Genomic DNA, 12,392 nt, shown 5'->3' on the forward strand with positions numbered 1-12,392 from the left:
CGCCCAGATTTCGTGAGGCCAGCAGGATACTCTGGACCCAAGCACCCTTGTCAGTCGGCCCGACGCTCGCAACAATGGCGAATACTCATCATGCCTCACAGGATCTCCCCATGACCGGAACGCTCTTCATCACAGGTGCCACGGCTGGCTTCGGCCAGGCGACGGCACGTCTCTTTTGCCAGAACGGCTGGAAGGTCGTGGGCACCGGTCGGCGTAGGGAGCGCCTGGACGCCATGAAGGCGGAACTCGGCGACAATTTCCACGGGGCCAGCTTCGACGTGACTGATGAGGACGCGATGAATGCTGCCATTGATGCACTGCCGCAAGGATTTCGCGACATCACGCTTCTGGTCAACAACGCCGGACTGGCACTCGGCACAGCACCTGCGCCGCAAACCAAACTGTCGGACTGGAAAACCATGGTCGACACCAACATCACCGCCGTTTTGTCCCTGACCGACCGGCTGTTGCCGGAACTGATCGAGCGTCGGGGCATGATCATCAACCTGTGCTCCATCGCCTCGACCTGGCCTTATCCCGGCGGCAACGTCTACGGTGGCACCAAGGCATTCCTGCGCCAGTTCTCACTCGGCCTGCGCTCCGACCTGCACGGCAAGGGCGTCCGCGTCACCTCCATCGAGCCGGGCATGTGCGAGAGCGAGTTCACCCTGGTGCGCACCGGCGGCGACCAGCAGGCCTATGACGCATTGTACAAGGGCGCCCATGCCATCCAGCCGGAGGACATCGCCAACACCATCCATTGGGTCGCGACGCAGCCAAGGCATCTGAATTTCAATTCCATCGAGATGATGCCGGTCAGCCAGTCCTGGGGCGGCTGGCAAGTCGCTCGCGACTCCAGCTGAATTTTTGGGCTGCTGTCCCGGCCTCGAGCCGGGACCTCGGTGCAACATTTACGAGGTCCCGGCTCGAGGCCGGGACAGCCGGCGGGCGAGCAAGTGCCTCCCCCCTCCTCCCCACAGTCGTCATCCTCGGGCTCGACCCGAGGATCCATGCCGATACAGCACCACACGACAAGCCCATCGATGCCGCAGGTGGGGATGTCCAGGCGAGGATGCCAGGGGAACATCTAAAAAATGAACCACTCCCTGCACCAGGGAGTGGTCTGCGTGTCATCGGCAAATACCGGTCAGCTTAAATCAAGCGCTTTGGGCAGCGACGATAATGATTTCCACCTTGTACTCGGGCGTCGCCAGCTTGGATTCGCCAGCTGCGCGTGCCGGCGGGTTGGAGGTGTCGACCCAGGCATCCCAGACGGAGTTCATTTCGGCAAAATCAGCCATATCGTCCAGCCAGATGGTCGCTTGCAGGATGCGGGACTTGTCCGAGCCAGCGCGGGCAAGAAGGTCGTCGATGCGCTGCAGAATGGTCTTGGTCTGCGCCGCGACGCCTTCGCCAGCGACACCGACCTGGCCTGCCAGATACACCATGCCATTGTGAATGGCAGCCTGGCTCATGCGCGGGCCGCTGTCGAGACGAGTGATGTCAGCCATGGAAGAAGTCCTTTCAGGAGAAGTAAGCCGCCCCGGATGAAACTTTTGCAGGGGCGGCCAAAAAGAAATTAGAGACGCACGAGGGGATCAGGTGTCCCGCGACGTTCAAGGCCAAGTCATACTCTTCGGCCTGGGCGAAGGCCAGCGCACTGACAGGGGAAAACACAGCTGTGACACAGCAGGATTGCAGCCCCGCCCTGCCCGGCGTATCACCAGTGTCGCATCGTCAGACCGCCCGATGTGAGATGTCCGCTCGGCACAGGGCGTCCGAACCCAGCTGCAGAAAGCAAACGTCATGGCCAAACGAAGCCGGGAAAAACTCAGTATCAGTCAGATGCAAGCCCTCGAAGCCGTCGCCACCACCGGCAGCTTCACCAAGGCCGCCAAGACCCTCGGCATCGCCCAACCCTCTGTCTCCAATCACATTCAGGCCATCGAAAACCGTTTCAAGACCCGCTTTTTCACCAAGTCCGGATATACGGCCCTGCCGACCCCGGCGCTGGAGCGGCTGTTGCCACGCATCCGCGCTGTTCTGGCGCTTCTGGATGATCTGGAAGCGGACATGACACGCCGCAGTGTCCTCGGGGCGGGCGAGCTGCGGATCGGCTACTCCACCTACCAGCTGGCGATTCCCGCCATTTCGCGCTTCATGACCATGTATCCCGAAATCAGGATTGAGGCGCGCGCCGCCGCCAGCCACGATCTTATGGAACATCTCAATGACGGCGCTCTCGACATCGCCTTCATCACGGCACGCGAAGCGCCGCAGGGCTATGCCTGCAAGACCATTACCCACACACACATCGTCCTCGTCGTGCCCAAAATCCACGCATTGGCAACACAAAAGCAGATTTCCTGGCGACAGCTTGAAGGGTTGCCTCTGATCCAGCGCGAGGCAAGCTCTGGGACCCGGCGAATATTCGAGGCAGCTGCCCGATTACAGCAGGTGACGCCCAACACGATTCTGGCCCTCGGCTCCTGGGGATCCATCGCCAGTCTGATCCGCGCCGGAAACGGCTTCGGCGTCGCCATGGCCGCAGAAATCTCCCCCAGCGACCCGTTTGTCGGCATTCCGATTGAAGATCCCAACCTGAAACTCGGCCATTACGCCGTCTGCCAGCAGGACATGATGAAGGTTGCCGCCATCGACGCCTTTCTGGCCTCCGTGACGCACGCCTGATCACCTCAAACATAAAACGCCCCCCGAGATCGCCCGGGAGGCGTTGTCATGAAATAGCGTCAGAGCTGGATCACTTCTTCAAGGCATCCGGCCAGGCAGAGACGTCTGTGTCCAGATCCGGGAAAGCCTTCGGATCGAAGACCGGTCGTGCAATGCCGCTATTCAGCTGCTTGCGGAAGTCTGTGATCAACCGCATGGCAATCGGGAACATCATAAGCAGCGCCAACAAGTTGACGATCGCCAGAATGCCCATCATCGGATCGGAGAACGAGAACACCGCCGTTGCCCCTGGCGCGACCGCACCGAGGAAGACGATGCCGACAATCACGAGACGCAACACATGCATTGCACCCTTGCTGTCGGTCATGAAGCTCAGCGCGTTTTCGCCCAGGTAGTAGTTATACATGATGGAGGAGAACGCGAAGAGGAAGATGGCCCCCGTCAGGAAGTACTGCCCCCAGACGCCGACGTGATCGACAATACTCTGCTGGGTCAGCGCAACCCCGTCAACGCCTTCTGCACCGGGCTGATAAACGTCGCCCAGCAGGATAACGAAAGCCGTGCAGGAGCAGATCAGCATGGTGTCGATGAAAACCGAAAAGCTCTGGGTAATGCCCTGGCTCACCGGGTGACGCACATAAGCCGTTGCGGCGACATTCGGTGCCGATCCAAGACCGGCTTCGTTGGAAAACAGACCGCGCCGCAGACCATTGGCAATCGCGGCCCCCATGCCACCGGCAACAGCTTCCTGAAAGCCGAAGGCATTAGACACAATGTCATACAGCACGCCAGGAAGGCTGGTGAAGTTCATCAAGATGATCACCAGAGCCAGACCAATGTAACCAAAAGCCATGATCGGAATGATGAAATCTGCCGCCTTGGCGATCCGGTGAATGCCACCGTAGACGATGAAGCCGGTTGCGACGGCCAGGAAAGCGCCGGTTGCGAAACGCGGGATGCCGAGGCTGTCAACGGCAGCACCGGCCACCGTATTGCCCTGGAAGGCATTGAAGCCGATGGCGAAGGACGCAATCAGACAGACGGAGTACAACACCGCCAACCAGCGGTAATTCTCACCCAGCCCATGGATGATTGCGCGAGCCGGCCCGCCACGATAATCGCCTTCCGGCGTCGTGCGCTTGTAGACTTGCGCCAGCGTGGCTTCCACCAGCGCCGAACACATGCCGACCAACGCAATGGCCCACATCCAGAATACGGCACCGGGGCCACCAGCTGTAATCGCCACAGCCACACCGGCAATGTTGCCGCCGCCGACGCGCCCGCCGACGGAAACCAGAAGCGCTTCACGCGCACTGATTTTGGTAGGATCTGCGTCATCATAGCCCTTCAGGACCCGGAACATCCGCCCGAAGTAGCGGAACTGCACGAAGCCACTGGCGATGGTGAAGAAAACGCCGAGAACGACCAGGAACGGAACCAGAGCCCAGCCCCAGGTCAGATCATTGATCAGATTAAAAATTGAATTCAGAAAATCCATCCGGATTGCCCCTTAGACACTAAATTTCCAGGCACACGTTATCTGGTCGGGACAAACGCGCCTTGGTCAGACCTGGGGCCAATCTCATCCTGCTCTCCGGCAAGCTGTTCGATTGAGTGCACCACATGCAAATAAAGCTAGAGGTGTTTTTATCTGAAGTGCAAGATCGCTTCATCAAAAACTAATCGATTGAAACCACCGCTTTAAGCCGAAGAACGCGTATTCTATTCGTGTTTGGAAGACCTTGAACGCAAGAAAGGGTGCCGCAAGGGCACCCTTTCCGCCATCTGGATATAACCGTCAACCCTCCATCCATAAGCAGATGGAGCGCCAGATTCTGCCACTTTTGTCTAATCGAGACGCAGAAACAGACCGGCTGCCAGCTGCGCGCGTTCAGCAAGACTGTCGATTTCAATATGCTCGTTCAGTGTATGCAATCCAGCCCCCCTGACACCGATTGAATCAATTGTGGGAATCCCCATTGCACCGGTAAAGTTGCCATCCGATCCACCGCCAGCGCTGCCGTGCGGCAGATCGAAGCCGATTTCTTTCGCAATCCCCTTGGTGATTTCATAAAGCGCCATGGTGCCGGCATCCGGCTCCCACACGGGGCGGGTTACACCGCGCGTCACTTCAAAGATCACATCGCCGCTGGCATCATTCAGCCCAAGCATCGCCTCGACGCCCTTGTCGAGGTCCTCCTGACGCTTTGCCATGGAAAGCGCTTCCCCGACGCACTCCGACGAGACACAGTTAACCCATTGGCCTGCATGGAAAACGCCGACGGAATAGGTGCAGTCCTCAGTCGTCATCGCCTCGATTTCGAGGACTTTTCTGGCCATCGCAGCAATCGCCGAGCGTCCATCCTTGAGAGCCCAGCTGGCATGGCTGGGGCGACCGATGGTCTTCAGATCAAAACGCGCGATGGCATAGCGTCCAGTGACACAACCACCATCCGGCTTGGCCGGCTCAGGCACCAGAACATACTTGTTGCGCGCCGCCTCCATCTCGATCAGATCACGGGTCGACGGCGTGCCGACTTCTTCGTCCGGCGTGAACAGAACAGTCACTGGAAGCGGGGTTTCCCAACCGGCCTTGACGATCTGGCGCAACGCCTCAACGCAGACGTAATTACCGCCTTTCATGTCCTGGATACCCGGACCATAGGCCTTGCCGTCTTCGATACGAAATGGAAGTTTCTCAAGAGTTCCAAGCGGATGGACAGTATCAAGGTGACCGCTCACCAGAATCCCCGGCTGGCCCATGTTCTTGTGTGGCAACCGGGCCCGCAGGGATCCACCAAAACCCATACGACCAGGAATGCGTTCGATCTCGGCGCCCAAGGCCGCCAGTTCATAGGCCGCAAGGTCCATCATCCGGTCGACGGAAGACGCCACATAAGTCGGGCTTTCGCACAGCACCCAGGGCTTCAATCCGGCAAGGATCTCCTGGCTGTCGAAGGGAAGCTCTTGGTAGTTCATGACAATATCCTGATGGGTTTCTTGATTTTCGGGCAAAGGTCGAAAGACTCAGATCGGGCAAGGACATATCGCCCCGCCCGACCGATCAATGACCTCAGGCAACCAGACGCTTTTCCACGATGCGGGCGTAGATGCTGGCGCCGACCGGCAGAATGGCATCGTCGAGAACGAAGCCCGGATTATGGACCGGCACGCCACCGGAATGGCCGATGTTACAATAAGCGCCCGGCACGACATTCAGCATGTCGGCGAAGTCTTCACTGCCGGTGACAAGTTCTTTCTCGTCGGTCGACAAGTCGCCGCCGACGATCTCCGCTGCCGCCTCCAGATAGGCTTTTGTCAGCTCGACATCATTGCGCAGAACCGAGAAAATCGGCCGCAGATCCGGCTTGATGGTCACCCGGTAACTTGTTTCAAAACCGGCGCAAAGATCTTCAATTCGTTCATGAATCAGGTCTCGAACATCATCATCGAAATAGCGGATCGTACCTGAAATCACTGCCTTTTCCGGAACCACATTGTAAGCAGTTCCCGAATGAATCTGGGTCACGGACAGCACGGCAGAGTGAACCGGATCGACGTTGCGGCTGACAATGCTCTGCAGCGCCTGAACCAGCGCCGTGGTGATGACGATCGGATCCTTGGAATACTGCGGCATGGCGCCGTGGCTGCCCTGACCGATGATCTCGATGTCGAAGAAAGTCGCGCCGGCCATGGCAACACCCGGGCGCACTTCCACCAGATTGGGTTTGGCCATCGGGTTGTTGTGCATGCCGTAGATTTCGTCGCAGGGGAACTTTTCAAACAACCCGTCGGCGAGCATCGCCCGCGCTCCCCCCAGACCTTCTTCAGCCGGCTGGAAGATAAACACCACCTGACCCGAAAAGTCTTTGGTTTCAGACAGGTAGCGCGCAGCGCCCAGCAGCATCGTGGTGTGACCGTCATGACCGCAACCGTGGAATTTACCAGGCGATTTCGAGCTGTAGGCAACGTTGCTCTGCTCGTCCATGGGCAGCGCATCCATGTCGGCGCGAAGTCCGATGGTCTTGCCCGGCCCCTTGGCGCCCTTCAACACACCCACCACACCGGTCTTGCCGATGCCGCGGTGAACCTCGATGCCCCATTTTTCCAGAAGATCGGCCACGATGCCGGATGTCCGCACCTCTTCAAAGCCGATTTCCGGGTTGGCGTGAAAGTCCTGACGCAGCGCTGTGAGCTCTTCTGCGTAGCCTGCGATCTTGTCCAAGACTGGCATTTTCTTCCCTCAAGTCGAGCGACCGTGGTCTTGAGATTTAACCATGGTCAATTTTAGATAAGCGCCGCGGGTCAAAAATGACCACGGTCACGTTTTACTACGCTGCCACTGTTGGCAGCTCCTTGAAATTGGCAAAGTCCCATGAGCGGCCGGGAGCGGCTTCGATCAGCGCGCGGGTGTAGGAATGCTTCGGCGCCCCCAGCACCGATGCCGCCTTGCCGTGCTCAACCACCCGGCCCTTCTGCATGACGACAACCTCGTCACATATCTGGGCTGCAACGCGCAGATCGTGGGTGATGAACAAGATGGCGATGCCGAGTTTCTTCTGCAGCTCATCCAGCAGCTTCAGCACCTGATCCTGCACCGACACATCCAGCGCCGAGACCGCCTCATCGGCGACCAACACATCCGGCTCCATGGCAATGGCCCGCGCAATGGCGATCCGCTGACGCTGTCCGCCGGAGAACTGATGCGGATAGCGGTCGACCGCATCTTCCGGCAGTCCGACAAGCTCCATCAACTCGCGCGCACGTTTCATCGCCGACGTCTTGTCCTGTCCCAGATTGAGCGGGCCTTCGATCAGACTTTGCCCAACGGTCCAACGGGGGTTGAGCGAGCGGAAGGGATCCTGAAAAACGATCTGGATGTGCTTGCGATAGGGGCGCATTTCAGAGCGTGTCAGCTTGGCGATTTCAGCCCCTGCCACCTTGATCGATCCGTCGCTGGGATCGATCAGTCGCATGATACAGCGGGCGACAGTCGACTTGCCCGAGCCGCTTTCGCCGACGATGCCGAGCGTCCGACCCATCGGAATATCGAAATTGACGTCCTTGGCCGCCTGCGTCGGTGCCCGGTTGACCAACCAGCCGGAAGATCCATAGGCCTTGTCGAGATCCCGGACGGAAAGAGCCGGTCCACCTTTCGGCGGTTTGTCGGTGCGCTCCTGTCGCGGAACCAGGCTGGGCACGGCGCGCAACAGACGCTTGGTGTAATCCTCCTGCGGCGAGCGCAGCAGCGTCTCCACCGGCGCACGCTCGACCAAAATGCCATGGTTCATCACCTGAACCGTGTCGGCAATCTCCGCCACCACACCCATGTCGTGTGTGATGAACAGCACCGCCGTGCCGTGCTTCTCCTGCAGCTCGGCAATCAACGCCAGGATCTGCCTCTGGGTGGTCACATCCAGAGCCGTGGTCGGCTCATCGGCAATCAGCAACTGCGGCTCCAGGATCAAAGCCATGGCGATCATGATGCGCTGACGCTGACCACCGGAAAGCTGGTGCGGATAGGAGCGGTAGACACGCTCCACATCGGGCAGATGCACCTGCTCCATGATATCGAGAACGCGTTGCTTCTTCTCCCGCTTCGACACTCTGGAGTGGGTGTCGAGAACTTCCTCGATCTGTTCCCCCACCCGCATCACCGGGTTGAGAGCCGTCATCGGCTCCTGAAACACCATCGACAGGGATTTTGCCCGCTTGTCGCGCATTTGCGAGGCATTCAGATCCAGCAGATTGGTCTCGCCCAGCAGAATTCGTCCGCCAGACACCTCAAGCGCGCCCTTCGGTAACAGCCCCATGGCGGCCAGCGACGTGACAGACTTGCCCGACCCGCTCTCGCCCACCAGGCAGACGGTCTCGCCAGCGCGTATCTGGAACGAGATCTTGTCAAGCACCGGCTTGGCGGTGGTGTTGCCGCTGAGACGGACCGTCAGATCCTCGATGGAGAGAACGACCGGTGCATCCTCAAAGGTTTTGGTCTTGAAGAGCATGGCTCAGGCCTCCCGCTTGCGCAGACGCGGGTCGAGCAGATCGCGCGCCGTGTCGCCCAGAAGGTTGATGGAAAGAATGCAGAGCGAAAGCATCAGGCCGGGCCAGAAGATCAGCGATGGCTTGATCTGGAAGTAAAGCCGGCCCTCGGCCATGATGTTACCCCAGGTCGGGATTTCGGTGCTGACGCCGGCACCCAGGAACGAGAGGATGGCCTCGGTCAGAATGGCGGAGGCGCAAATATAGGTGCCTTGCACGGTTAGCGGCGCTAGCGTGTTGGGCATCAGGTGCTGCCAGAGGATCTTCGGCATGGAAGACCCAAGCGCAACGGCAGCCTCGACATAGGGCTCTTCGCGAACCGTCAGCACCACGGAGCGCACCAGCCGGACAACACGCGGGATCTCCGGCAGGGTGATGGCGGCAATTACCGACCAAAGGCTCGGGCCATTCAACGCCACAAGCGCAATCGCCAGCAGGATCGACGGGATCGCCATCAGGCTGTCCATGATCCGCATAATGATGCTGTCGGCAACCCGGAAGAAGCCGGAGACAAGGCCAATGGCAAGACCGAGCGAGACGCTGACGACGGCAGCCCCCACCCCGATGAAGAGCGAGACACGACCGCCCATCACCACACGGGAGAACAGATCACGGCCATAGGCATCGGTTCCCAGCAGGAACATCTCGCTCGGGCCCTTCAAGCGATAGATCGCGTTGATCGCGAGTGGATCATGAGGAATATACAGCGGGGCAAGTGCTGCGGCGATGACAATGATGATCAGCACGATGGCCGCAATCATCGGTCCGCCGCCCAGCTTGCGCAGGCGCAATGGCAGCGACAGCAACCCGAGAACGGGCTGCAGCCGGGAAACAGGAGCGTTGGCAGCAGACATCAGTACCGGATCCTCGGGTCAATAATGCTGTAGGCGACGTCGATCATCAGATTGATGAAGACATAAATGGCGCTGGTGAGCAGGATCATCGCCTGGATGACCGGATAGTCGCGCGCCAGAATGGCATCCACGGTCAACCGGCCAATGCCAGGTATGTTGAAGACGCTCTCCGTCACCACCACGCCGGAAATCAGCAGGGCAAAGCCGGTGCCGATAATGGTCAGGATGGGAACAGCCGCATTGCGCAGGGCGTGGCGGAACAGCACCAGCGTCTCGCTGACTCCCTTCGCGCGGGCGGTGCGCACGTAATCCTCACCCAGCACTTCCAGCATGCTGGCGCGGGTCATGCGCGCAATCAGCGCCACATAGATGGTCGCCAGTGTCAGACACGGCAGGATGGCCTTGGAGAGGAACTTGCCGAAGTCCTCGGTCGGTGGCGTGTAGCCTTGCACCGGCAGCCAGCGAAGCTCGATGGAGAAGACCTGAATGAAGATGTACCCGATGACGAACACCGGTACGGAAAAGCCCAGAACAGAAAAGCTCATCACCGCATAGTCAGCCCAGGTCCGGTGTTTCCAGGCGGCAATCACCCCCATGGGAACCGCCAGAAGGACGGAAAGAATGATCGTCATCAGGGCGATGTTGATCGTCGGCCAGATGCGCTGCCCGACCATATCGGAAACGGGGATGTTGGAAATCAGCGAGATGCCGAGATCGCCGCGAAACAGCTGACCGATCCAGGTGCCGAACTGCACAAGAAGCGGGTCATTGAGCCCCAGCGAGGTTCGGATTTTCTCAAGCTGAGCCGGTGTCGCCGCATCGCCTGCAAGAATGGCAGCCGGATCACCCGGTGTCAGCCGCAGAAGAAGGAAGACGAAGATGGCCACAAAGGTGATGACAGGCACCACCGCGAGCAGTCGTTTCAAGATATAGCCAAGCATCGGCTGGCCGGCCCCTATGGTTCAGATCGTTGCAAGGACGTCAGGTGGTTCGGTTCCCTTCCCCCATCCCAGGGGGAAGGAAAGAAGCCGCCGGGACATTGAGGCTGCGCAACGCCCCGGCGCCTTTCTTCAAGTCTCCGTCAAAGGGGAGAAAGCGGAGACTTAGTCTTCCTTCTTGACGTTCCAGAACACCGGAACAGGCGAAGGAAGCATGTCGACGATCTTGGTCGAGCGAGCCTGCGGCACCAGATACTGGCCGACAGGAATGTAGTTGACCACATCCATGGCATGCGCCTGGATCTGCTTGGCAACCGCCACCTGTTCGTCCAGGGTTTCCGCCTTGATGAAGTCCTTGCGCAGGGCTTCCAGAGCATCATCCGTCGGCCATCCGAACCAGGCATCATTGCCACGGCCGTTGAGCATCGGGTTGATCAGCGGAGAGTTGATTTCCGGTACGCCCCAGTTGGTGAAGAAGATGTTCCAGCCACCTTCAGAAGGCTTGGACTGGCTGGCACGACGGCCAACAAGTGTCTGCCAATCCATCGGCTGCATGTCGACAGTGAAGCCGGCATCGCGCAGGGCCTGTGCCGCCACAATCGGCTGAGCCGAGATGGAAGGAACGTCTGTCGGCTGCATCAAAACAACCGGAGTGCCATCGTAGTCGCTTTCAGCCAGAAGCTTCTTGGCCGCTTCGACATCGCCGCCGTTGATCAGGGTTTCCGCGCCGGTTTCGTCTTCCAGCGGCGTGCCGCAACCAAACACTGCACCACAGATCTTGTAGTAGTCCGGGTTGCCGACCAGCGTACCCATGATGTCCTGCTGGCTGATGGCCATCATCGCCGCCTTGCGGATCTTGACGTCATCGAACGGAGGATAGAGGAAGTTCATCCGGCCGATTGACTGATATCCAAGCGGATCGCGCAGTTCGGAGACGACTTCGTCCGAGGACTCCAGGATGGGCAGAAGATCCACCGGAACCTGCTCCATGTAATCAACTTCGCCGGAGAGCAGCGCGTTGATGGAAGTCTGGCTGTCCGGCATGGTCACCCACTTGACCTTGTCGACATAGACCACCTTGCCGCCGGCCATCCAGCTGGCTGGCTCTTCACGCGGCACATATTCGTCGAACTTTTCGTAGGTGACGCTGACGCCCGGCTGATACTCATCTTCAACGAACTTGAACGGACCAGAGCCGATGAAGGACGAGATGGATTCCGTTGCCGGTGTGGCCGCTACACTGGCCGGCATGATGAACGGCGGCAGAGCCGACTGTTTGGCCAGCGTGTCGATGAGCGGCGGGTACGGCTCTTTCAACGTCCAGACCAGGGTCTTTTCGTCTGTAGCCGTCAGAGTGTCAGTCACGTCGAAGATCAACTGACCACCGGAATCCTTGACGCCCCAGCGCTTCAGTGACGCTTCGGCATCGGCAGCAGTGACAGCGGCGCCGTCATGGAACAGCAGACCGTCGCGCAGTGTGAAGGTATAGGTCAGCTTGTCGTCGGAGACCGCCCAGCTGGCCATCTGCGGCTGCGGAGTGAAGTTCTCGTCCACCGCAATCAGCACATCATAAAGCATGTAGGCGTGGTTTCGCACGATATGCGCCGTGGTGATCACCGGATCGATCACCCGCAGGCCGGAGTGCATGACAGCCGTGATGACCTTTTCTTCAGCCTGAGCGCTAGTCGCCAGGCCTGTGCCGCTCAGCAAGGCGCCTGCGATAAGGCCCGCGCGCAGCGTGGAAGCGCCGCGTGAGCGGGCGGTCTTGTCAAGGAGACCCTCTTTGAAACTCAACATTTTCACAATATCCCGTCTGGTTAAGGTGATGCTTTCGTTTTTTAAGCAGTCCGGCCTGTTGTCGGCCGGT

At 59.2% G+C, this 12,392-nt stretch carries 10 protein-coding genes; 2 read left to right on the plus strand and 8 right to left on the minus strand.

Features of this window, described 5'->3' with window-relative positions; all coding sequences use genetic code 11:
* Positions 1-110 precede the first annotated feature (110 nt).
* Entirely contained in the window at positions 111-863 is a 753-nt protein-coding gene (locus tag J0X15_RS04565; RefSeq protein WP_206938564.1) for an SDR family NAD(P)-dependent oxidoreductase, read from the plus strand.
* 294 nt (positions 864-1,157) lie between these two features.
* On the opposite strand, the gene J0X15_RS04570 is transcribed toward J0X15_RS04565, so the two are convergent.
* Complete coding sequence (locus J0X15_RS04570; protein ID WP_206938565.1) at positions 1,158-1,511, minus strand: RidA family protein; 354 nt, start codon at positions 1,509-1,511, stop codon at positions 1,158-1,160.
* A 295-nt stretch (positions 1,512-1,806) separates the two neighbouring features.
* Here J0X15_RS04570 and J0X15_RS04575 point away from each other — a divergent pair, with 295 nt between their 5' ends.
* Positions 1,807-2,691: a LysR family transcriptional regulator gene (locus J0X15_RS04575; RefSeq protein WP_206938566.1), complete on the plus strand. Its 885-nt coding sequence runs from the start codon at positions 1,807-1,809 to the stop codon at positions 2,689-2,691.
* Between the two features lie 70 nt (positions 2,692-2,761).
* Here J0X15_RS04575 and J0X15_RS04580 read toward each other — a convergent pair whose 3' ends face one another.
* From J0X15_RS04580 to J0X15_RS04610, 7 genes are all read right to left on the minus strand, one after another.
* Complete coding sequence (locus J0X15_RS04580) at positions 2,762-4,189, minus strand: alanine/glycine:cation symporter family protein (RefSeq protein WP_206938568.1); 1,428 nt, start codon at positions 4,187-4,189, stop codon at positions 2,762-2,764.
* A gap of 350 nt (positions 4,190-4,539) precedes the next feature.
* Positions 4,540-5,670, minus strand: a complete 1,131-nt coding sequence (locus J0X15_RS04585) for a M20/M25/M40 family metallo-hydrolase (RefSeq protein ID WP_206938570.1) — start codon at positions 5,668-5,670, stop codon at positions 4,540-4,542.
* Positions 5,671-5,764: 94 nt separating this feature from the next.
* Positions 5,765-6,925 carry a M20 aminoacylase family protein gene (locus tag J0X15_RS04590; RefSeq protein ID WP_206938572.1) on the minus strand — a complete coding sequence of 387 codons (1,161 nt, stop codon included), beginning with the start codon at positions 6,923-6,925 and terminating at the stop codon, positions 5,765-5,767.
* A 97-nt stretch (positions 6,926-7,022) separates the two neighbouring features.
* A complete protein-coding gene (locus J0X15_RS04595; protein ID WP_206938574.1) occupies positions 7,023-8,696 on the minus strand; it encodes an ABC transporter ATP-binding protein in 1,674 nt (557 codons plus the stop codon).
* 3 nt (positions 8,697-8,699) lie between these two features.
* The gene (locus J0X15_RS04600; protein ID WP_206938576.1) at positions 8,700-9,587 is read right to left on the minus strand and encodes an ABC transporter permease; all 888 of its coding nucleotides are present in this window, start codon (positions 9,585-9,587) and stop codon (positions 8,700-8,702) included.
* Positions 9,587-10,528, minus strand: a complete 942-nt coding sequence (locus J0X15_RS04605) for an ABC transporter permease (RefSeq protein WP_206938578.1) — start codon at positions 10,526-10,528, stop codon at positions 9,587-9,589. Before J0X15_RS04605 ends, J0X15_RS04600 begins: the two co-directional genes overlap by 1 nt.
* 162 nt (positions 10,529-10,690) lie before the next feature.
* The gene (locus J0X15_RS04610; protein WP_206938581.1) at positions 10,691-12,322 is read right to left on the minus strand and encodes an ABC transporter substrate-binding protein; all 1,632 of its coding nucleotides are present in this window, start codon (positions 12,320-12,322) and stop codon (positions 10,691-10,693) included.
* Positions 12,323-12,392: the final 70 nt, after the last annotated feature.

This window comes from Roseibium limicola, from assembly GCF_017313085.1.
GTDB classification, from domain to species: domain Bacteria; phylum Pseudomonadota; class Alphaproteobacteria; order Rhizobiales; family Stappiaceae; genus Roseibium; species Roseibium limicola.